Here is a 23,113-nt window from a genome sequence, read left to right on the forward strand (position 1 = left end):
ATATCTTAAGTTGTATCTAAACACGACGAGAGAGCAGGAAAATGAGAGACCATCATTCCCCCCATCATCACCGCGAACACGGCGACGGCCGTGACGGCTTCGAAAAACGCCCCGGCCGCGAACGCGGCGGACGCGGCCCACGGGTGTTCGCCCCCGGTGATCTGAAATTGTTGCTGCTGGCGCTGATCGCCGAGCAGCCGTGCCACGGCTATGACCTGATCCGCCAGATCGAAGGCATGTTCGACGGCGCCTACAGCCCAAGCCCAGGGGTGATCTACCCGACCCTGACCTTTCTTGAAGAAAGCGATTTGATCAGCGGCGACGCCGAGGCCGGCAAAAAACGCTACAGCGTGACCGACGCCGGTCGTTTGTCCCTAAGCGAGCAAGCAGTAGCGCTGGATGGCGTGCGCATGCGCATCGACGTCAGCAAACGCTCGTTGCGCGGCCATGACCGGCCGCCGGAAATCCACGAGGCGGTGCACAACCTGCGCCACGCCCTGCAACTGCACCATGGACGCTGGAGCGCGGAAGAAATCCAACGGGTTGCCACGCTGCTCAACGACACCGCCAAAGCCATCGTCGACGGCCCTGCCGTTCAAACTGCCCCGGAGAAAGCCGAATGACTGCAGTCGATACCCAAACCATTCACCGCGTGATGCACGAAATCAAACGCCGCAAACTCGAAGTCCTGCGCGTGGTCGACCTGACCCCGCGCATGCGCCGCATCACCCTCGGCGGGCCGGAGCTGGCCGGATTCATAAGCCTGGGCACTGACGATCACGTGAAATTGCTGTTCCCGCAGAACGCCGAACAGGCTGCAGCGCTGGAGACCATGGTGCTCGGCGCCGGCAAGGACAACGGCCCGCTGCCCGAGATGCGCGACTACACCCCGCGCCGCTATGACCTGGAAAAACTTGAGCTGGACATCGACTTTGTCCTGCATGGCGACGGCCCTGCCTCGACCTGGGCCGAACAAGCCACGCCGGGGCAATTCCTGCACATCGGTGGGCCACGCGGCTCGATGATCGTGCCGGACATCTTCGACAGCTACCTGCTGATCGGCGACGAAACCGCCCTCCCCGCCATCGCCCGCCGCCTCGAAGGTCTGGCGGCCAATCGCAAGGCGCTGGTGGTCATCGAAGTGGAAAACGGTGCCGAGCAACAGGTGCTGGAAAGTGCAGCGCAGGTCAATGTGATCTGGGTACTGCGCGAGGGCAGCAAGGACAACCTGCTGACCACGGTCAAACAGTTGCAGGTGCCCAAGGGCAATCTGTATGCATGGGTGGCGACCGAGACCAAGGTCTCGCGACAGATTCGCCGGGTGCTGCTGGATGAGCATGGGCTCAATGAGCAGTTCGTCAAAGCCGTCGGCTACTGGCGCGCCGAAGGTTCGGCAGAAGAGTGATTTGCCCTTGTGGGAGCGGGCTTGCTCGCGAATGCGGTCGATCATTCAACCATGATGTTGACTGACCTGACGCCTTCGCGAGCAAGCCCGCTCCCACATTGACCGTTTAACTTCGTCCTGACTGCCAGCGGTCGATCCCGATCACCAGCAAGCCAATCAGCACAAACCCCACCAATATCCCCCCGGCATTGATGAACACCTGTGCATAACCCAGCAGCGCCACATCGATGAACGGATACGCATACGCGCCAAGCAGATGCCCGCGCAGCAACGCGTAAATGAAATACACCAACGGGTAAATCAGCCACAGCGGCAGGTGCCACAGGCGCAGGGTGCCTTTGGGCACGCAGCACCACCAGTAGCCGAGAAACAGCAGCGGCATCACGTCGTGGAGTAATTCGTCGGCAACAAACTGCCAGCCCTGCGGGTGCCACAAATGCCGCAGCAAAATGCTGTAGGCCAGGCCGACCACCGCGATGCTGACCGCAATCCCGCTGCTGACCCACGGCTGGAGAAACCAGCGCTGTGCGGCGGATTCACGCCGGGTGGCAGCGCAGGTCAGCACGGTCGCCACCAGGGTGTTGGTGAGTACCGTGAAGTAACTGAAGAAACTCACCAGCCCCCCCAACAGGCTGGCATCGACACTCAGTCGCGCGAGGAAAATCAGGTACAACTGAATACTCAGCCCGACCCAGCCGAGGCTGGCGATGACAGTGATCAGGCGTCGCCGCGCAACGGCGTCCATCTCAGACCGGTCGCTTGGTGCGCATCAGTTTCACGTACAAGCGCTCGACCTTTTCCCGCGCCCACGGGGTTTTGCGCAGGAAGGTCAGGCTCGACTTGATGCTCGGATCGCTCTTGAAGCAACGGATATCGATGCGCTCGGCCAACCCCGACCACTCGTAATGCGCCACCAGCGCATTGAGGATCTGTTCGAGGGTTACGCCATGCAGCGGATCGGGAGTGTGGTCGTTCATGCCAGGCCTTTGGACGGAGTGAAAATGCACAAGCCGCGCACCTTAGCCGAGGGGCCGGTCAGGTGGAAGGCCTTCCTTCAAATGTAGGTCAAGGTCAAAAGATCGCAGCGTTCCGCAGCTCCTACATTGGAACGCGCACACCTGTAGGAGCTGCCGAAGGCTGCGATCTTTTGCCACTGTTACAGATTGCGAAATGCTGCATGTCTGCAAAAGCCCTTTGTCTTTTTGTTACAGATCATTATCCTGCCGCCCTTCAGCTGAATCGCTTCACTGCCTGCGTCAAATTGAAGCGCTCGGTTTACCCCCGGAAAACACCAAAAAAAGACTGACCCATGCCTGATTTTTCCTTCTCCAGAGACAGCGCTATCTCAGCCCTGCGCCTGCTCGGCGGCTGCACCGCGCTCGGCTTCGCCACCTACGCCCAGGCGGCTCCCGCCTTCGACAGCGACTCACCGTGGATGCTCGGTGACTGGAACGGCACGCGTACCGAACTGGCGGAAAAAGGCTACGACTTCAAACTCGATTACACCGGCGAAATGGGCAGCAATCTGCACGGCGGCTACGACCACGATCGCACTGCGCGCTACAGCGATCAGTTCGGCCTGGGCACGCACCTGGACCTGCAAAAAATCCTCGGCTGGGACGATGCCGAATTTCAACTGACCATCACCAAGCGCAGTGGCAACAACATCAGCAACGACCGGATCAACGATCCGCGCGTGGGCGGCTTCACTTCGGCCCAGGAAGTCTGGGGCCGTGGCCAGACCACGCGCCTGACGCAGATGTGGTACCAGCAAAAATTCTTCGACCAGAAGCTCGACATCAAGGTCGGCCGCTTTGGTGAAGGCGAAGACTTCAACAGCTTCCCGTGCGACTTCCAGAACCTGGCGTTCTGCGGCTCGCAGGTCGGCAACTGGGTCGGCGGCATCTGGTACAACTGGCCAGTCAGCCAATGGGCGCTGCGGGTCAAGTATCACCTGACCCCAGAGCTGTACGCGCAGGTCGGCGCCTACGAGCAAAACCCGTCGAACCTCGATCGCGGTAACGGCTTCAAACTCAGCGGCAGCGGCACCCAGGGCGCCGTGCTGCCGGTGGAGCTGGTGTGGACGCCGAAGCTCAATGGCCTGCCGGGCGAATACCGTGCCGGTTACTACTACAGCAGCGCCAAGGCCTCTGACGTCTATAAAGACCAGAACGGCCAGCCTGCCGCGCTGAGCGGTGAAGCCTACCGCAGCGCGTCGAGCAAACACGGCGTGTGGTTCGGTGCCCAGCAGCAAGTCACCAGCATCGCCAGCGACCATTCGCGCGGCTTGAGCGTGTTCGCCAACGCGACGATGCACGACAAGAAAACCAACGCGATCGACAACTACGTACAGGCCGGCGTCGTCTACAAAGGCCCGTTCGATGCCCGCGCCAAAGATGACATCGGTTTCGCCCTGGCCCGCGTGCACGTCAACCCGGCGTTCCGCAAAAACGCCGAAGCGAGCAATCAAGCGCACGCCGTTTACGACTACGACGATCCGTCCTTCCTGCCACCGCAGGACACTGAATACAGCGCCGAGCTCTATTACGGCGTGCACCTCGCCAACTGGCTGACCGTGCGCCCGAACCTGCAATACATCCGCCATCCGGGCGGCGTGGATCAGGTTGATGACGCACTGATCGCGGGGATCAAGATCCAGTCGTCGTTCTAAACGACTGACGCAAATCCATTGTAGGAGTGAGCCTGCTCGCGATAACGGTGTTTCAGGCGAGATTACCAGTGACTGACACACCGCTATCGCGAGCAGGCTCACTCCTACAGAAGAAATTCGTTAGCTAGACAAGTTTTTATCTGAACCATACCTGTGCCCAATCGTCATCTAAAGTGACTACAGCGCGGGACTACATAAACGTCACGGAGAATCACACTATGAGCACCGAAAGTGCTTCGAGTCGGGGCCGTCTGCTACCGAGCCTGCTCGGCATTCTGCTTCTACTGATGGGCCTGGCCATGCTGGCCGGGGGAGTCAAACTGAGCATGCTCGGCGGCTCGCTGTACTACCTGCTGGCCGGTATCGGCATTGCGCTGAGCGGCATTCTGTTGCTGCTGCGTCGTCGTGCAGCGCTGGGCCTGTACGCCATCGTGCTGTTCGCCAGCACGGTCTGGGCCCTGTGGGAAGTCGGTCTGGACTGGTGGCAACTGGTACCGCGTCTGGCGCTGTGGTTCGTTCTCGGCCTCGTGATGTTGCTGCCGTGGTTCCGTCGTCCGCTGCTGCTCAATGGCCCTGCGCCGATGGGCACGGGTGGCCTGACCGTGGCCGTGGTGCTGGCCGGTGTGACTGCCCTGGCCAGCCTGTTCACCCACCCGGGCGAAACCTTTGGCGAACTGGGCCGCGACACCGCGGACATGACCAGTACCGCACCGCAAATGCCTGAAGGCGACTGGCAGGCCTATGGCCGCACCGAATTCGGTGACCGCTACTCGCCGCTGAAGCAGATCACTCCGGCCAACGTCGGCAAGCTGCAAGAAGCCTGGCGCATCCAGACCGGCGACCTGCCAACCGCAGATGATCCGGTCGAGCTGACCAACGAAAACACCCCGCTCAAAGCCAACGGCATGCTCTATGCCTGCACCGCGCACAGCAAAGTGCTGGCGCTGGATCCGGACACCGGCAAGGAACTGTGGCGCTTCGACCCGCAGATCAAGAGCCCGGTGGGCTTCAAGGGCTTCGCCCACATGACCTGCCGTGGCGTGTCGTACTACGACGAAGCCGCTTACGCCAAGTCTGAGAACGCTGCCTCGGCCGTTATCTCCGAAGCTGGCAAAGCCGTTGCTCAGGCTTGTCCGCGTCGCCTGTACCTGCCAACCGCTGATGCGCGCCTGATCGCCCTGAACGCCGACACCGGCAAGATCTGCGAAGGCTTCGGCAAAAACGGCGTGGTCGACCTGACCCAAGGCATCGGCCCGTTCACCGCCGGTGGCTACTACTCCACCTCGCCAGCGGCGATTACCCGTGATCTGGTGATCATGGGCGGTCACGTCACCGACAACGAGTCGACCAACGAGCCATCGGGCGTGATCCGCGCCTTCGACGTGCGCGACGGTCACCTGGTGTGGAACTGGGACAGCGACAAGCCGGATGCCACCGAGCCATTGGCGCCGGGCGAAACCTACAGCCGCAACTCGGCCAACATGTGGTCGCTGGCCAGCGTCGACGAAAAACTCGGCATGGTTTACCTGCCACTGGGCAACCAGACGCCAGACCAGTGGGGCGCCGACCGCACTCCAGGCGCCGAGAAGTTCAGCGCCGGTATCGTCGCCCTCGACCTGGCCACCGGTAAAGTGCGCTGGAACTACCAGTTCACCCACCACGACCTGTGGGACATGGACGTTGGCAGCCAGCCAACCCTGCTCGACATGAAAACCGCCGACGGCGTGAAACCGGCGCTGATCGCCCCGACCAAACAGGGCAGCCTGTACGTCCTCGACCGTCGTGACGGCACGCCGATCATCCCGATCAAGGAAATCCCGGTTCCGCAAGGTGCCGTGAAAGGCGACCACACCGCACCAACCCAGGCCCGTTCGGACCTCAACCTGCTGGCCCCGGAACTGACCGAAAAAGCCATGTGGGGCGCCAGCCCGTTCGACCAGATGCTGTGCCGCATCCAGTTCAAGGAACTGCGCTACGAAGGCCAATACACGCCTCCGTCGGAACAGGGCAGCCTGATCTATCCGGGTAACGTCGGCGTGTTCAACTGGGGCGGCGTCTCGGTCGACCCGGTTCGCCAGATGCTGTTCACCAGCCCGAACTACATGGCCTTCGTTTCGAAAATGGTGCCACGCGAGAAAGTCGCCGCCGGCAGCAAACGCGAGAGCGAAACCGCTGGCGTGCAGCCAAACACCGGCGCGCCATACGCGGTGATCATGCACCCGTTCATGTCGCCACTGGGCGTTCCGTGCCAGGCCCCGGCCTGGGGCTACGTCGCCGGTATCGACCTGACCACTGGCAAAGTCGTGTGGAAACGCAAAAACGGCACCAGCCGCGACAGCTCGCCAATCCCGATCGGCTTCACCCTCGGCGTACCAAGCATGGGCGGTTCGATGGTCACTGCCGGCGGCGTCGGCTTCCTCAGCGGCACCCTCGACCAGTACCTGCGCGCCTACGACGTGAACACCGGTGAAGAACTGTGGAAATCGCGTCTGCCTGCAGGCGGCCAAGCGACCCCGATGACCTACACCGGCAAGGACGGCAAGCAATACGTGCTGCTGGTTGTTGGCGGTCACGGCTCGCTGGGCACCAAGATGGGTGACTACGTGATTGCGTACAAACTGCCGGAATAAGTTTTAGCGGCGGTAAAGGAAAGGCGATGCTCCGTGAAGGGCATCGCCTTTTTTGTGCCCACCATTTCTGATTCCACCGGAGAAACCTGTGGGAGCGGGCTTGCTCGCGAAGGCGGTGTATCAGCCAATTAATTTGCCGGCTGACACACCGCCTTCGCGAGCAAGCCCGCTCCCACAATGGACGGTGTCCGTCCTACAGAAGCGCGTTATACGCGGGAGATTTCCGACAAGTCGCGTCGGTTGTGCCTCGGAAGTCGGGTGGATAGGCTTTGGTGGTCGCTGGAAATTCAGCGGCCGGGAGTCGCGGCCCGTAGTCCATTCGATTTGATGCATAATCGCCAACCCAAACGGGAGCGCTCAGGTGCTCTGTGTTTGGTTTGATGGTGGCTGTGCGCGGGATACCTTCGGGTATGCCGAGATTGCCGAATGGCTCGGTCCGCGAACCCGCGTACAGCTGCCACCCTCAGTCGCGTCGCGGCGATCGAGAGTGACAGCCCCACTTCTCATTCGGAGCTTCACCATGATCAAACCCACACCCAATCCCCCCGAAACCTCGCCTTACGAATCCCTCGATTCCAGAAAACTCCACGACGCCGCCGAGCGTGCGCTGGATCACTACCTGAAACCCTCCGCGGCCACGGTGAGATTCCACAAACCCAGCAGCATGTTCCAGGTCGCCCCGGACATGGACAACGAAAGCCTGCTGGTCCACGCCTGCGAATCGCTGGCCCAAGCCAGCCTCATGACCAGCGACATCGCCGCGTACATCGACATCCCGCAGCGCCGGACGATACTGGCCATTCAGCAAATCATCATGCTCGCCGAACTGGCGGTGAATCGGGTGCTGGATAATGTGGAAATCACCCAATCTGCGGCACACAGCTGAGCCATAGTGGGAGCGGGCGCGAAAGCGTCAGCACATCCAACACTTGCGGTGACTGACACACCGCTTTCGCGAGCAAGCCCGCTCCCACAGTGGAATTGGGTGAGTCAGGTGGAGATTGGTCGGCTCGTAGTCCGCCATCGCGAGCAGGCTCACTCCTACAGTTTGAACCCGGTGCATTCAGGTAGAGATTGGCCGGCTGTCAGGCCGCCATCGCCGGCAAGCCAGCTCCCACAGCTTTGATTTGTGCATGCCCCATGCGGCGCAGCCGCCCCACTCAAAACAATGAGCGCAAGCTCGAGTACCGCTCTTGATCTTGATCCACGGGCGACGTCGGAAGGCTTCGTTCCGGGATTGATCCGGGGGGTGGGAGCGCAGCGACCGTTTGGCGCAGCCAAACACAGCGAGAGGAGGTGCAGCGAAGCAAACCGGAGGCGCTGCCCCACGGATCAGTCCCGGAGCGAAGGAACCCCGAGCCCCAGCGAGCGGGCCGAACGCAGGAGCAAGCCTTTTCGGTTACCTTTTCGGCGTCTGGAAAAGGTGACTCGCCGTAAGGGCGAAACCGCCAGCCGCAACACCCAAAAGAACGGATATACACCCAAAACCCATGAACCTGGTCGGCCCAAAGGCCGCCAAGCCCAAAGCGTGACGCCTGTCAAAACCCTGAACACCCAAGCAGAAACACCGCCCCCCATTGAAACCACCCAAAGCCTGCCCCATCTAAGACCCATACCCCATTGCGCAGGTGCCCCATGAGCGACCAGCAAGAATTCCCGGACAACCCAGACGACTACACCGAAGCAGAACACATCGAACACACCTCCTCCGGCAAAGGCCTGGCCCTGCCCGGCCAGAACCTGCCGGACAAGGTCTACGTCATCCCGATCCACAACCGCCCGTTCTTCCCGGCCCAAGTGCTGCCGGTCATCGTCAACGAAGAACCCTGGGCCGAAACCCTCGATCTGGTGAGCAAATCCGATCACCACTCCCTGGCCCTGTTCTTCATGGACACGCCCCAGGAAGACCCGCGCCACTTCAACACCGGCGCCCTCCCCGAATACGGCACCCTGGTCAAAGTCCATCACGCCAGCCGCGAAAACGGCAAACTGCAGTTCGTCGCCCAGGGCCTGAGCCGCGTACGCATCAAGACCTGGCTCAAACACCACCGCCCACCGTACCTGGTCGAAGTCGAATACCCGCACCAGCCGACCGAGCCGACCGACGAGGTCAAGGCCTACGGCATGGCGCTGATCAACGCGATCAAGGAACTGCTGCCGCTCAATCCGCTGTACAGCGAAGAGCTGAAGAACTACCTCAACCGCTTCAGCCCCAACGATCCATCGCCACTCACCGACTTCGCCGCCGCCCTCACTTCGGCGACAGGTAATGAGCTGCAAGAAGTGCTCGACTGCGTGCCAATGCTCAAGCGCATGGAAAAAGTCCTGCCGATGCTGCGCAAGGAAGTCGAAGTCGCGCGCCTGCAAAAAGAAATCTCCGCCGAGGTCAACCGCAAGATCGGCGAGCATCAGCGCGAGTTCTTCCTGAAAGAACAACTCAAGGTGATCCAGCAGGAGCTCGGCCTGACCAAGGACGACCGCAGCGCCGACCTTGAACAGTTCGAACAACGCCTGGAAGGCAAAGTCCTGCCGGCACAGGTGCAGAAACGCCTCGAAGAGGAAATGAACAAACTGTCGATCCTCGAAACCGGCTCGCCAGAGTACGCGGTCACCCGCAACTACCTCGACTGGGCGACCTCGGTGCCGTGGGGCGTGTACGGCGAGGACAAACTCGACCTCAAGTACGCGCGCAAGGTACTCGACAAACACCACGCCGGCCTCGACGACATCAAGGACCGCATCCTCGAATTCCTCGCGGTCGGTGCCTACAAAGGCGAAATCAGCGGTTCGATCGTGCTGCTGGTCGGCCCGCCGGGTGTGGGTAAAACCAGCGTCGGCAAATCCATCGCCGAATCCCTCGGCCGCCCGTTTTACCGCTTCAGCCTCGGCGGCATGCGTGACGAGGCCGAGATCAAGGGCCACCGCCGCACCTACATTGGCGCGCAGCCGGGCAAACTCGTCCAGGCGTTGAAAGACGTCGAAGTGATGAATCCGGTGATCATGCTCGACGAGATCGACAAGATGGGCCAGAGCTACCAGGGCGACCCGGCGTCGGCGCTGCTGGAAACCCTCGATCCGGAACAGAACGTCGAATTCCTCGATCACTATCTCGACCTGCGCATGGACCTGTCGAAAGTCCTGTTCGTGTGCACCGCCAATACCTTGGATTCGATTCCCGGGCCGTTGCTGGACCGCATGGAAGTGATTCGCCTGTCGGGCTACATCACCGAAGAAAAAGTCGCTATCGCCAAGCGCCACCTGTGGCCGAAGCTGCTGGAAAAGGCCGGCGTGTCCAAGGGCAGCCTGAGCATCAGCGACAGCGCGCTCAAGGCCTTGATCGACGGTTACGCCCGTGAAGCCGGGGTGCGCCAGTTGGAAAAACAGATGGGCAAACTGGTGCGCAAAGCGGTGATGAAACTCATCGAAGACCCGAAAGCGGTGATCAAGCTCGGCCCGAAAGACCTCGAAGCCTCGCTGGGTCATCCGGTGTTCCGCAATGAACAAGTGCTGTCCGGCACCGGCGTCATTACCGGTCTGGCGTGGACCAGCATGGGCGGCGCGACCCTGCCGATCGAAGCTACGCGGATCCATACGCTCAATCGCGGCTTCAAACTCACCGGACAACTGGGCGACGTGATGAAAGAGTCGGCGGAGATCGCCTACAGCTACGTCAGCTCGCACCTGAAACAGTTTGGCGGCGATGCGAAATTCTTCGATGAAGCCTTCGTCCACCTGCATGTGCCGGAAGGCGCCACACCGAAAGACGGCCCGAGCGCCGGTGTGACCATGGCCAGCGCCCTGCTCTCGCTTGCCCGCAATCAGCCGCCGAAAAAAGGCGTTGCCATGACCGGCGAATTGACCCTGACCGGGCATGTGCTGCCGATTGGTGGGGTACGCGAGAAGGTGATTGCGGCGCGGCGGCAGAAGATCTTCGAACTGATCCTGCCGGAGCCGAATCGGGGTAACTTCGAAGAGTTGCCGGATTATCTGAAGGAAGGCATTACCGTGCACTTCGCCAAGCGCTTTGCGGATGTAGCGAAAGTGTTGTTCTGATTCAGACATTGGTCGTTATCAATCAAACAACGATAACGACCAATACTTCTTCGCATAGCCGAGCACTTCTTAATTGCCAAGCGATATAAAAAACTGACATTTCTGACAGTTCCGAAGTTTTCTATCTTGAATAAGCTCTACCTTGTTTCTCCCCCCAAGTTAGACACAGGAGCTTCAAGATGAGTAATTCAAAAGATGCAAGGACGTCTGCTGTCGGTATTTTGGCAGCCTACATTCCAGAGGACGTCAGCTTCTCGACCGATAAACTAATCATAAGTATTCATGAAGAAACCCTGGCCCTGGAAGGAATCTACCTCCGTCCTGAGCAACCGAACTTTTCAAGAAACGTCAGGGTTTTCCTGACAAAAGATGACCAGAAGTATCCACGCAATGGCTGGCATAAATTTCCTGCAGAAAACATCAGAGTCGAATATGACGGAAATTTTAACGCCGATTTTTTTAGGACCATTCCGGGAGAAGGCGTTATTTTTCTCAACCTTGACCCTGCCACCCATTGCTACTCCTATGCTATGGATATAAGTTTCACAAAAGAGGGCAGTAACGAAAGTTTTCATGTTATCTGCTCATCTACAATGATCCATCAATAATCTGCTGCTGATCAAAATCAGCATTTTTGCATCGGCCGGCGCTACGTTGCCGGGCTATCTGAAGGAAGGCATTACCGTGCACTTCGCCAAGCGCTTTGCGGATATGGCGAAAGTGTTGTTCTGACAGTTATTCAGAGCCTGACACGCCGCCTTCGCGAGCAAGCCCGCTCCCACAGTGGTTGTGTGGTGACCACAATTGCTGTGCTCACTACAGAACCCTGTGGGAGCGGGCTTGCTCGCGAAGGCGTCTGTGGCAACACCACAGAACCGCCTGACTGTCACACTTTGTCTCATTCTCAGTTATGCTCGCCGTTCGTCGTCAACGCCGGAGCCACTGAGCCTATGTCCGCCACTCGCCTGTTTGTCCCTTTCGTCCTCTCTTTGCTGGCCGCCTGCGCCACGCAGCCAAAACAGAACGTGACCGTGGAAAACCAGAGCGAATGCCCCGTGCAGTTGACCAATGGACAAAACCTGATTGTGATGCTGCCGAGCAACCCGACCACGGGCTATCGCTGGGCAATTCAGGATTCCGCCGGCGGCGTGCTGCATGCCCTCAGCCCTGAGGTCTACAGCAGCCCGAAAGACTCGGGCATGGTCGGTGCGGGCGGTTTCTCCACCTGGCGCTTTCAGGCCTTCGCCACCGGCACCGGCCGCCTGCGCCTGACTTCGCAGCAGCCCTGGGAACCGGAAGTCGAGCCGGCAGAAACCTTCGACTGCGCCATCTCGGTGAATTGATCGTGGGCTGGCTGATTCTGGCACTGATGGGTGCGGTGACCTTTCTCTACGGCGTCAGCACCCATGCGGCATTGCTGTGCCTGTTGGTCAAACCGTTGCCGGTGCTGGCGTTGCTCGGCTGGCTGCACGATGCGCCACCCAGCGACTATCGGCGCTGGATCAGTCTGGGACTGATTTTCTCTGTGCTCGGTGACGTGCTGCTGGCGTGGCCGGGGGATTTGTTTGTGTTTGGTCTGGGTGCGTTTCTGGTTGCGCATCTGGCGTACCTCAAGGCTTACCTCAGCGATTGCAAACGTCTGGCGCTCTTGCCGCTGGTGCTCGCGCTCGGCGTCGGCGCGGTGCTGCTGGGGATTTTGATTTCCAGTGGCCTCGGGCCGTTGCTGGTGCCAGTGGTCATCTATGGCACCGCGATCAGCGCCATGCTCTGGCGCGCCCTCGCCCGCCTCGGCACCGACGTGCCCAAGCGTTCAGCGCTGCTGGCGGCGGCGGGTGCGCTGGCCTTCGTGTTCTCCGACAGTGTGATTGGCATCGACCGCTTTGTGGCGCCGTTTCACGCCGCGCCGTACGTGATCATCCTCAGTTACTGGCTGGGGCAGTGGGGGATTACGGCCTCCGCTTTCTCCCAAAAAACCCACTAACCCCTGTGGCGAGGGAGCTTGCTCCCGCTAGGTTGCGAAGTGACTCCAAACTCGGTGCACGCGACTGCAGGTATATCTCGTAATCAGGTTTTGCGACTGCTGCGCAGCCGAGCGGGAGCAAGCTCCCTCGCCACAGGTGTGTGCTTAAGGCTTGCTTGCGGCGCTTTATCCGACAACCCAAGCAACCCCGCGCCAACTTGGCTAAAATGCCGGCCTTTTCCACCGACACCGCCGGAACCGCCGTGAGCAAAGAACCCGATCGCATTTTCGCCCAGCCGATGGCCCAGGTGCCTGACTTCGCCTTCAACGAGGACGTGGTGCGGGTGTTCCCGGACATGATCAAGCGCTCGGTGCCGGGTTACCCGACCATTGTCGAAAACCTCGGCGTACTCGCGGCGCAATTCGCCCAACCGAACAGCGTGCTGTACGACCTCGGTGCTTCGCTCGGCGCCGTGACTCAGGCCCTGCGCCGTCACGTGCGCACCGACGGTTGCCGGGTGATCGCGGTGGATAACTCGGCGGCGATGGTCGAACGCTGCCGTGAATACCTCAACGGTCAGGATTCGATGTTCCAGGAGCTGCTCCCGGTCGAAGTGATCGAAGGCGACATTCTCGCGCTCGAATTCAAACCGGCCTCGGTGGTAGCGCTGAACTTCACCCTGCAATTCATCGCCCCCGAGCAGCGCACCGCGTTGCTCTCGCGTATCCGCCAGTCGCTGCTGCCCGGCGGCGCGCTGATTCTGTCGGAGAAACTGCGCTTCAACGATGCGCAAGAGCACGCGCTGCTCACCGATCTGCACGTCGCGTTCAAACGCGCCAACGGCTACAGCGAACTGGAAATTGCCCAGAAGCGCAGCGCCATCGAAAACGTCATGAAGCCCGACAGCCTCGAAGAACACCGCGAACGCCTGTTGGCCGCCGGGTTCTCGAAAGTCGTGCCGTGGTTCCAGTGTCTTAACTTTGCCTCGTTGATTGCCTTGCCATGATTGATCTGTCCCCCCTCGCCCGCCGTCTGGCCGGCACCCCGCTGGCCGACTGGGCCAACACCTTGCAAGTGCAACTCGACAGGAAAATGGAGAAAGGTCACGGCGATCTGGAGCGCTGGCAGAGCGCGCTGGACGCATTGCCGAAACTCCAGCCGACTGAAGTCGATCTGCTCAACGGCCTGAAACTCGACACCGACTGCGACGACGAAACCCGCGCGCAGATGCGCACCGCGCTGATGGGCCTGTCGCCGTGGCGCAAGGGGCCGTTCGACCTGTTCGGCGTACACGTCGACACCGAATGGCGCTCGGACTGGAAGTGGTCGCGGGTCGCTCCGCATCTGAACTTGAAGGGCAAACGCATCCTCGACGTCGGTTGCGGCAACGGTTACTACATGTGGCGCATGCTCGGCGCCGGTGCTGACAGCGTGATCGGCGTTGATCCGAACTGGCTGTTTTTCTGCCAGTTTCAGGCCGTGCAGCGTTACCTGTCCGAGCCGAATGCCTGGCACCTGCCGTTCCCGTTCGAAGACCTGCCGCCGAACCTCGAAGGCTTCGACACAGTGTTCTCGATGGGCGTGTTCTACCACCGCCGTTCGCCGATCGAGCATTTGCTGGCGCTGAAGGATTGCCTGGTCAAGGGCGGCGAACTCGTGCTGGAAACGCTGGTGGTCGAAGGCGACAAGCATCAGGTGCTGGTGCCGGAAGATCGCTACGCACAGATGCGCAACGTGTGGTTCCTGCCATCGGTACCGGCGCTGGAATTGTGGCTGCGTCGGGCAGGTTTCACCGATGTGAAATGCGTAGACGTCAGCACCACCACCGTTGAAGAACAGCGCGGTACCGAGTGGATGAAGTACCAGTCGTTGAGCGACTTCCTTGATCCCGAGGATCACAGCAAGACCATCGAGGGGCTGCCGGCGCCGATGCGCGCGGTGATTGTGGCCCGCAAGTAACCCTCTCAAACACCGCATAACCTTGTAGGAGTGAGCCTGCTCGCGATAGCGGTCTGACAGTCAAAGCAATGTTGAATGTCAGACCGCTATCGCGAGCAGGCTCACTCCTACAGTTGGGGGTTGTGTTTATTCAGATGGTTTTGCGCGACGGGCTCTGAAGAATTCGGTCAGCACTGCTCCACATTCTTCGGCCAGCACCCCACCTTCATACAACACCCGGTGATTCAAAAAGCCCTGGGTAAAGAACTGCCCCTGACTCTGCACAATCCCGGCCTTCGGCTCCAGCGCGCCATACACCACCCGCGCAATGCGTGAATGCACGATCAGCCCGGCGCACATGCTGCACGGCTCCAGCGTCACGTAGAGGGTGCTGCCCGGCAGGCGATAGTTATTCACAGCTTGCGCAGCGGCGCGGATCGCGACCATTTCCGCGTGGGCACTCGGGTCGCTGGTGGTGATCGGGCAGTTGTAGCCACGCCCGATGATTTCGCCGTTCTGCACCAGCACCGCGCCCACCGGCACTTCGCCGAGGGCTGCGCCTTGGGCGGCGAGGTCCAGGGCTTCGCGCATGAAATCGCGGTCACGGCTGCGGTCGATGATCGCGGCGGGGCGAATCTGGCGCATCACTTCACCTCGATGGCGGCCATCAGGCCGGTTTCCATGTGGTCGATGACATGGCAGTGGAACATCCACACCCCCGGGTTATCCGCCACCAGCGCCACTTGCGCACGCTCGTTCTTGCCCAGCAGATAGGTGTCGGTGAAGTACGGAGTGATCTTGTGCCGGTTCGACGCAATCACCTTGAAGCTCATGCCGTGCAGGTGAATCGGGTGCTGGTACTGGGTCATGTTCTTCAGTTCGAAGATGTAGCTCTGGCCCAGTTTCAGGCTGGCAATCGGCCGATCGGCGCAGGTCTTGTCAGTGATGTCCCAAGCCTTGCCGTTGATCTGCCACAGGCTCGGTGGCTTGCCGTTGTCGACATTCACCGACACCGAACCGACCCATTCGAAATTGAAGTTGAGTTTCTCGGCATTCGCCAGATCCGGCTCGGCCACCGGGTTGGCGGGCAAGGCTTTCGGCCACTCGGTCGGCGCATCGTTATTGGCCACCGAACGCAAGGTTCCCAGTCGCACCGGGCCGTTACGCAGCGACAACTCTTCACCGGCCGGCGGCGCCTTGATCGCCAGGCAAATGCGCATGCCGGGGCCGAGCCAGTATTCCTTGCCCAGCGGCCGCGGCTCGATCGGGTTGCCGTCCAGCGCATAGATCTGCGCCTCAACGCCGGGGATGTTGATGCGATACGTCAGGGTGTTGTCGAGGTTGAGCAAACGCACCCGGGTGATCTGCCCCGCCGGCAACTCGATCACCGGCGTTGGCACGCCGTTGATGGTCGACAAGCGCCCCGCCGTACCGCCACGGGCCGCTTCACGGGGGATGCTGAATTCGACGAAATTGCCTTGCTCGTCAATGTGCCAATTCTTCAGGCTCAGGGTTTTTTCGTACTTGAAACCGGTCGGCTCGCGCTCTTCGACAATCAACGGCCCGACCAACCCGCGCCCCAGCTCTTCGCTGCTGCTGACGTGCGGGTGATACCAGTAGCTGCCGGCGTCCGGCACGCGGAATTTGTAATCGAAGTATTCACCGGGCAGCACCGGCAATTGCGAGACGTAAGGCACGCCGTCCATCTCCAGCGGCAGACGAATGCCGTGCCAGTGAATGGTGGTCGCCACCGGCAGGTGGTTGATGAAGCGCACCCGCAACCACTCGCCCTGACGCACACGCAATTCAGTGCCCGGCGCCGATGGGCCGAACGCCCAGGCTTCGGTCTTGTGCCCCGGCACCAGCTCAACGTCCAGTGGCGCCGCGATCAGCTCGTAGTCGTGGCCCGCGTCAGCATCGGCCATCTTGCCCAGCCAGTAGCGCGACGCACCTCCCGCCCCGACACCAACGACAACAAGACCGGCCAGGCCACCGAGGATTTGGCGACGGGTAAAGGACATGAACTCAACTACCTCACGTATCTGCGTCGGGCACCGGGCCCGCAAAAGGCAAATACGATACACCTGCAATTGCGAAACAGTAAGGGCAGCGCGGCGGATGGACGCAGTTGCGCCTCGCGCGTACATCATTTCGATCGCTCAGGTGACATAACTATGTAGTGCACATGCAGCGAACAGCCGGGCCATCCTGTGCCACCCGTTTCTCAAGGACAGAGAGCCCGATCACATGACCAACCCGATGCCCAACGCCGCCGACAAGGCCGCGCTCAAGGCGATTGCCGCCACCGTCATCCAGACCTGCCCGAGCCTGCAGGACGCCGCTCGACAGGTCGCCAGCGACCTGCTGAACAAATACCAGGTTCACGGCCTGGATCCGGATCAAGTGTATTTCCACCGCTTCAACGCCTCGCAAAGCAGTTCGAAAGCCTTCACCGGCTGGGAACATGTGCACGCCACGCCCACTTCAAGCATGACCCTGACCCAGTTGGTGATTCACCGTTTCCGCGTCGCCGATCAGGACAACGCCGACCTGCTCGATGTGTACGGTGGTTTCTACACTGCCGGCCCCGATGCCCGCACCTTCGATGACAGCAATGAAGTACGCCTGCACGGTAACGACGTACTCAGGGACTTCTGGAGCATCGACTTCAGCGCGCTGTACGACGCTCAACTGAACGCATTCTGGAACACCAGCGGCAGCGACTTTCGTACCCTGGCCAAGTGTAATTTCCTGATCAAAGCACTGCAGGCGCGGGACAAACGCCAGTTGAGTGACGAGGATTTCCAGTTTGTCACGCAAGCGGCGATCGGCCCGCTGACGTGGCCGGTCAGCCTGCCAATGCTGCAGACCAGCCACCCTTGCCCGAACAGTGTGCGCACGCTGGATCTGACCGGTTACGCCGCTATCAACGTCCTGCGTTTCGTCGCGCCCCAGGGGCGGCAGATCCTCTACCTGCCCGGCGACAGCGATGCCTTCCATGTACGGGAAAGCGCCACCGACCTGCACTTCTGGATCCTGCAGCGGATGAACACACCTGCCGCGCGCGAGACATTCCTTGCGCATTTCTCGCTGGCCGACCGGCAGCAGATCAACGCCAATCTTGGTGACCTGATGAATCGCCTGGTGGCCACGTGGGGCCGCTACGATCACTCGATGATCAATCAGGACAACCGCGCGGTCAGCGGCGACGCCTTCACCTGGCTGAGTGACTCGACCCGTACGGCGATGTTTGCCGAAGCCAGCCTGTCCCTGACCTCCAACGGTGACCTGCGCAAGAAGCTGTGGATCGGCTACCTCAGCGCCGGAGTCAAGGTGTTCGGGCCGATGGCCGTGGTCGGCTGGCCAGTCGCATTGCCGGTGATCGGCGCCAGCATTGCCAACATGGGGCTGAACATCGATCAGGCGGTCAATGGCAAAACCGCCGCCGAGCGCAAGGCCGGGATTGTCGGGGCGGTGCTCAGCGGCATCGACATGCTGTTCAACCTGCTGGCACTCAAGGGTCCGGGATCGCTAGACGAGGTCGGCCCCGAAGTGGATGCCGCCGAAGCGGCGGAGATGGCTGACCTGACCGATAAAGGCGGGACGCCGATGGGTGGGCCTCAGCCGATTGCCACAACGCTGATTGAAGACACCCCGCGACCGGTCGTTCCGCCGAACTGGCAAGCCAATGAGTTGCTCGACGGCATTACGCCGGTGAGCGAGCCCGGAAAATTCCAGGGCATTTATCTGCTCGATTCAAACCCGTCGACCGCCATCTTGATGGATGACACCGCCTATTACGTACGCTACGAAGCCGATATCAACGGCAGCGGACACTGGGCGGTCATTGATCCCGAGCATCCCCACGGCTTTACTCGTTCGATCCCGGTACGCCTGAACCCTGAGGGTGAATGGGAAACTATGCCGCGCGCGGGACTCAGCGGCGGCGGCAAGCCTTCGGGTCTGGCCGGATCGAGCAGTCGCAGCCCGGTGGTCGCCCTGCCCGCCTCGCAATACGACGTACCTGCACCGCTCAAGGCGCATCTGGAGGAAGGCGCGGCCGGGCTGAATGACGAGGCCTTGCGCGATTTCTACGACAGCCTGAACGAGTTCGATGCATTCAGGGATTTCAAGGTCATCCGCAAACGCCTGTATCACGATGCACTGGATTTTTTCAGCACGCTGCGCCTGCCCGATCGTCCTCCGGTGCCCGCCCTGGCGGCAGATGCGACCGCCGAAGAAATCATCGAAAAAATCCTCGAACATGCCCGGGGCCTGGTCATCGGCGAGAGCCACACGGCCATCGGCAGCAAGCAATGGCTGATCGAGAACATGCAATTGCTCGCCAGCAAACAGGTGAAGAGCCTGTACATGGAGCACCTGCTGACCGACTTCCATCAAGCCGCGCTGGATGAGTTCTTCCGCACGGGCAACATGCCGCAAAAACTGGAGGCCTATCTCAAGGCACTCGACGTCGGCAACATGACCGATCCGCTCGAGCGCTACACGTTCCTGGAATTGGTCAAGGAAGCCAGAAAGAAGGGGATCCATGTACAAGCCATCGATTGCATGGCGAGTTACCGACTCAACGGCATGGATCTGCCGACCGGCAATAACACCGCGCGGCAGAAAATGATGAATTACTTCGCCCGCCTGATGATCCGTGCTGACCAATCCGCACGTGGCGCGCACAAATGGGTGGCGCTGATGGGCAACTCTCACTCCAACACTTTTGATGGGGTTGCCGGCGTCAGCGAACTGGAAGAGGCGATCGGCATTCGCGTCGAGGATGTTGCCGAAGGGACTTCACGGGGCATTGAAGTGGATCCCGGGAGAATCCTGCCGTTGGGCGGTACGGCGCATGATCGTTCCGCGTTGGTCAGAGGCGACTTGCGCCTGCAAATCGAAACTCCCTGGACCGCGCAAACCATGACCGAATTCGAAACTCTGCTGCCTCGCCATGGCATGTACTCCCTGAAGCAACAACCCAACCTGACGTTCATCGTGCATCGCAGCCGCACGCGAGAACTGGTACGGACCGTCATCGACACAGACGGCAAGCAATTCTACATCGAACGCCCCGGCTGGCCTTCGGTGAGCGGTAAACGCTATCCGAGCATGAAAGCGCTGCTGCAAGCTCTGGATGACATGGGCATGCAACTGGGTGGCTGGTCAAAACCGCTATAACGCCAAAACAGAAAAGCCGTGTGAAACGAATTTCACACGGCTTTTCGGTTGCAGCGATCAAGCCTTTACGGCTTGCTCGGCATTATTCCCACTCAATGGTCGCCGGCGGCTTGCTCGACACGTCATAAGTAACGCGCGAAATGCCTTCGATTTCATTGATGATGCGGCCGGAAACGGTTTCCAGCAGTTCGTAAGGCAGGTGTGCCCAACGTGCGGTCATGAAGTCGATGGTTTCCACGGCACGCAGGGCCACGACCCAGGCGTAACGACGGCCATCGCCGACCACGCCAACCGATTTCACTGGCTGGAACACCACGAAGGCCTGGCTGACTTTGTGGTACCAGTCGGCTTTGCGCAGTTCTTCGATGAAGATATGGTCGGCGCGACGCAGCAGGTCGGCGTATTCCTTCTTCACTTCACCGAGGATGCGCACGCCCAGACCCGGGCCCGGGAACGGGTGACGGTAGACCATGTCGTACGGCAGGCCCAGTTCCAGACCCAGACGACGGACTTCGTCCTTGAACAGTTCGCGCAGGGGCTCGACCAGTTTCAGGTTCATCTCTTCCGGCAGGCCACCCACGTTGTGGTGCGACTTGATCACGTGCGCCTTGCCGCTTTTCGCGCCAGCCGACTCGATCACGTCCGGGTAGATGGTGCCTTGCGCCAGGTACTTGATGTTGTCCAGCTTGCAGGATTCGGCATCGAACACGTCGATGAAGGTACGGCCGATGATCTTGCGCTTCTTCTCTGGATCGGCTTCGCCGGCCAGGTTGTTCAGGAACTGCTCTTCAGCGTTGGCGCGGATCACCTTGACGCCCATGTTCTCGGCGAACATGGCCATCACTTGCTCGCCTTCGTGCAGACGCAGCAGGCCGTTGTCGACGAACACGCAGGTCAACTGGTCGCCGATGGCCTTGTGCAGCAGCGCCGCAACCACCGAGGAGTCAACGCCGCCGGACAGACCCAGCAGCACGTTGTCGGTGCCGACCTGTGCGCGGATGTTGGCAATGGCGTCTTCCGCGATCTTCGACGGAGTCCACAGGGCTTCACAGCCGCAGATGTCGAGCACGAAGCGCGAGAGGATGCGACCGCCCTGCTTGGTGTGGGTCACTTCCGGGTGGAACTGCACGCCGTAGTAAGCGCGCTCGTCGTTGAACATGCCGGCGATCGGGCAGCTTGGGGTGCTGGCCAGGATGTGGAAGTCTTCCGGCATCCTGGTGACCTTGTCACCGTGGCTCATCCACACGTCGAGACCGAACAGGCCATCGGCGTCGATGTGGTCCTCGATGCCGTCGAGCAGGCGGCTCTTGCCGACTACGTCAACGCGGGCATAACCGAACTCACGCAGTTCGGAACCTTCAACCTTGCCGCCCAGTTGCTCGGCCATGGTCTGCATGCCGTAGCAGATACCGAAGACCGGCACGCCCAAGTCAAACACCGCTTGCGGGCAGCGCGGGCTGTTGGCTTCGTGCACGGACTCGGGGCCGCCGGCGAGGATGACGCCTTTAGGTGCGAATTCGCGGATCGCCTCTTCGTCCATGTCGAACGGGTGCAGCTCGCAGTACACACCGATCTCGCGCACGCGGCGGGCAATCAGTTGGGTGTATTGCGAACCGAAGTCGAGGATCAGGATGCGGTGAGCGTGAATGTCGAGGGCCATGATTCAGTCTCGTCTAAGTAATTCAGAAACAGTCGTGATTCAGAAACAACTCGGGGCTGAATAAAACAGCCCCGGTTGCTTAACGATTTGCTTGAAGCATCAACCTACGCGGTAGTTTGGCGCTTCTTTGGTGATCTGCACGTCGTGAACGTGGGATTCGGCCATACCGGCACCGGTGATCCGCACGAACTCAGGCTTGGTGCGCATTTCTTCGATGTTGGCGCTGCCGGTGTAACCCATCGAGGAACGCAGACCGCCCATCAACTGGTGGATGATCGCAGTCAGGGTGCCTTTGTACGGCACACGGCCTTCGATCCCTTCCGGAACCAGTTTCTCGGCGCCTGCCGAGGAGTCCTGGAAGTAACGGTCGGAAGAACCTTGCGCCTGAGACATGGCGCCCAGCGAACCCATGCCGCGATAAGCCTTGTACGAACGGCCCTGGAACAGCTCGATCTCGCCCGGGGCTTCTTCAGTACCGGCGAACATCGAACCCATCATCACGCAGGACGCACCGGCTACGATGGCCTTGGACAGGTCACCGGAGAAACGAATGCCGCCGTCGGCGATCAACGGCACGCCAGTGCCTTCAAGGGCAGCGGCGACGTTGGCGATGGCACTGATTTGCGGCACGCCGACACCGGCGACGATACGGGTGGTGCAGATCGAGCCTGGGCCGATACCGACCTTGACCGCATCGGCGCCAGCTTCGGCCAGGGCCTTGGCGGCTGCGCCGGTGGCGATGTTGCCGCCGATCACCTGCACTTCAGGGAAATTCTCTTTGACCCAGCGAACGCGGTCGATCACGCCTTTGGAGTGACCGTGTGCGGTGTCGACCACCACCACGTCCACACCGGCGTTGACCAGCGCGGCAACGCGGTCACCGGTGTCTTTACCGGTACCGACGGCAGCGCCAACACGCAGACGACCTTGATCGTCCTTACTGGCCAGCGGGTAGGCTTTGGCTTTTTCGATGTCTTTGACGGTCATCATGCCTTTGAGGGCAAACTTGTCGTCGACGATCAGGACTTTTTCCAGGCGGTGCTTGTGCAGCAACTCGCGGACTTCGTTCTTGTCGGCGCCTTCACGCACGGTGACCAGACGCTCTTTAGGCGTCATCACTTCACGTACGGTGGCTTCCAGACGGGTTTCGAAGCGCACGTCACGGGAGGTGACGATGCCGACCAGGTCGCCATCGTGCAGCACCGGAACGCCGGAAATGTTGTGCATGCGGGTCAGTTCGAACAGGTCACGCACCGTGGCATCAGCCTCGATGGTGATCGGATCCTTGACGACGCCGGCTTCGAACTTCTTGACCTTACGCACTTCGGCAGCTTGCTGCTCGATGGTCATGTTCTTGTGGATGATACCGATACCACCTTCCTGAGCCATGGCGATTGCCAGACGGGCTTCAGTGACGGTGTCCATGGCGGCAGAAACCAGAGGAATATTCAGCTCGATGCCACGGGTAAGGCGGGTCTTGAGACTGACTTCGTTAGGAAGCACCTCGGAATAACCAGGCACTAGGAGAATGTCGTCGAATGTCAGAGCTTCTTGGCTGATACGCAGCATCGCGGGGGCTCCCGAGCGGGAAAATGGAAGCGCGCCATT

Annotated in this window: 18 protein-coding genes; 12 read left to right on the forward strand and 6 right to left on the reverse strand. The window is 60.5% G+C overall.

Translation table 11 applies throughout. From position 1 onward, the window contains the following. Positions 1–41: 41 nt before the first annotated feature. The gene (locus ACS4NR_RS15970; protein WP_047599328.1) at positions 42–623 is read left to right on the forward strand and encodes a PadR family transcriptional regulator; all 582 of its coding nucleotides are present in this window, start codon (positions 42–44) and stop codon (positions 621–623) included. Then, entirely contained in the window at positions 620–1,405 is a 786-nt protein-coding gene (locus ACS4NR_RS15975; RefSeq protein WP_443532687.1) for a siderophore-interacting protein, read from the forward strand. The genes ACS4NR_RS15970 and ACS4NR_RS15975 overlap by 4 nt, the downstream gene beginning before the upstream one ends. 106 nt (positions 1,406–1,511) lie before the next feature. Here the strand turns inward: ACS4NR_RS15975 and ACS4NR_RS15980 are convergent, their stop codons facing one another. After that, entirely contained in the window at positions 1,512–2,150 is a 639-nt protein-coding gene (locus tag ACS4NR_RS15980) for a Pr6Pr family membrane protein (RefSeq protein WP_456017859.1), read from the reverse strand. 1 nt (position 2,151) lies between these two features. After that, positions 2,152–2,382, reverse strand: coding sequence for a VF530 family protein (locus ACS4NR_RS15985; protein WP_027612109.1), 231 nt, complete (start codon positions 2,380–2,382; stop codon positions 2,152–2,154). A gap of 332 nt (positions 2,383–2,714) precedes the next feature. Between ACS4NR_RS15985 and ACS4NR_RS15990 the strand changes: the two genes are divergently transcribed. The 9 genes from ACS4NR_RS15990 (at position 2,715) to cmoB (ending at position 14,679) form a co-directional block, all read left to right on the forward strand. Beyond that, complete coding sequence (locus ACS4NR_RS15990) at positions 2,715–4,076, forward strand: carbohydrate porin (protein WP_456017860.1); 1,362 nt, start codon at positions 2,715–2,717, stop codon at positions 4,074–4,076. Positions 4,077–4,294: 218 nt separating this feature from the next. Beyond that, entirely contained in the window at positions 4,295–6,706 is a 2,412-nt protein-coding gene (locus tag ACS4NR_RS15995; protein ID WP_443532681.1) for a glucose/quinate/shikimate family membrane-bound PQQ-dependent dehydrogenase, read from the forward strand. A 520-nt stretch (positions 6,707–7,226) separates the two neighbouring features. Next, positions 7,227–7,592, forward strand: a complete 366-nt coding sequence (locus ACS4NR_RS16000) for a DUF6124 family protein (protein WP_095136919.1) — start codon at positions 7,227–7,229, stop codon at positions 7,590–7,592. 749 nt (positions 7,593–8,341) lie between these two features. Continuing rightward, positions 8,342–10,759 (forward strand): endopeptidase La, encoded by a 2,418-nt coding sequence (lon, locus tag ACS4NR_RS16005; protein ID WP_095136918.1) that lies wholly within the window; start codon positions 8,342–8,344, stop codon positions 10,757–10,759. A 179-nt stretch (positions 10,760–10,938) separates the two neighbouring features. Beyond that, the gene (locus ACS4NR_RS16010; RefSeq protein ID WP_456017861.1) at positions 10,939–11,367 is read left to right on the forward strand and encodes a hypothetical protein; all 429 of its coding nucleotides are present in this window, start codon (positions 10,939–10,941) and stop codon (positions 11,365–11,367) included. Between the two features lie 342 nt (positions 11,368–11,709). Further along, complete coding sequence (locus ACS4NR_RS16015) at positions 11,710–12,102, forward strand: protease inhibitor I42 family protein (protein ID WP_456017862.1); 393 nt, start codon at positions 11,710–11,712, stop codon at positions 12,100–12,102. Positions 12,103–12,104: 2 nt separating this feature from the next. Further along, positions 12,105–12,740: a lysoplasmalogenase gene (locus ACS4NR_RS16020; RefSeq protein WP_456017863.1), complete on the forward strand. Its 636-nt coding sequence runs from the start codon at positions 12,105–12,107 to the stop codon at positions 12,738–12,740. 206 nt (positions 12,741–12,946) lie between these two features. Beyond that, entirely contained in the window at positions 12,947–13,726 is a 780-nt protein-coding gene (cmoA, locus tag ACS4NR_RS16025) for a carboxy-S-adenosyl-L-methionine synthase CmoA (RefSeq protein ID WP_003227846.1), read from the forward strand. Continuing rightward, entirely contained in the window at positions 13,723–14,679 is a 957-nt protein-coding gene (cmoB, locus tag ACS4NR_RS16030) for a tRNA 5-methoxyuridine(34)/uridine 5-oxyacetic acid(34) synthase CmoB (protein WP_456017864.1), read from the forward strand. The genes cmoA and cmoB overlap by 4 nt, the downstream gene beginning before the upstream one ends. Before the next feature lie 126 nt (positions 14,680–14,805). Here cmoB and tadA read toward each other — a convergent pair whose 3' ends face one another. Further along, on the reverse strand, positions 14,806–15,303 hold the full coding sequence (gene tadA, locus ACS4NR_RS16035) for a tRNA adenosine(34) deaminase TadA (protein ID WP_115984382.1): 498 nt from the start codon (positions 15,301–15,303) through the stop codon (positions 14,806–14,808). Beyond that, complete coding sequence (locus ACS4NR_RS16040) at positions 15,303–16,679, reverse strand: multicopper oxidase family protein (protein ID WP_095136913.1); 1,377 nt, start codon at positions 16,677–16,679, stop codon at positions 15,303–15,305. The genes tadA and ACS4NR_RS16040 overlap by 1 nt, the downstream gene beginning before the upstream one ends. A gap of 226 nt (positions 16,680–16,905) precedes the next feature. On the opposite strand from ACS4NR_RS16040, the gene ACS4NR_RS16045 reads away from it, so the two are divergent. Further along, positions 16,906–19,845: a dermonecrotic toxin domain-containing protein gene (locus ACS4NR_RS16045; RefSeq protein WP_456017865.1), complete on the forward strand. Its 2,940-nt coding sequence runs from the start codon at positions 16,906–16,908 to the stop codon at positions 19,843–19,845. Positions 19,846–19,927: 82 nt separating this feature from the next. Here the strand turns inward: ACS4NR_RS16045 and guaA are convergent, their stop codons facing one another. Together guaA and guaB are read right to left on the reverse strand one after the other, a co-directional pair. Beyond that, positions 19,928–21,505 (reverse strand): glutamine-hydrolyzing GMP synthase, encoded by a 1,578-nt coding sequence (gene guaA / locus ACS4NR_RS16050; protein ID WP_456017866.1) that lies wholly within the window; start codon positions 21,503–21,505, stop codon positions 19,928–19,930. A gap of 99 nt (positions 21,506–21,604) precedes the next feature. Beyond that, positions 21,605–23,074, reverse strand: a complete 1,470-nt coding sequence (guaB, locus tag ACS4NR_RS16055) for an IMP dehydrogenase (protein WP_027612123.1) — start codon at positions 23,072–23,074, stop codon at positions 21,605–21,607. Positions 23,075–23,113 lie beyond the last annotated feature (39 nt).

The sequence above is a fragment of the Pseudomonas sp. JQ36 genome, from assembly GCF_053851495.1.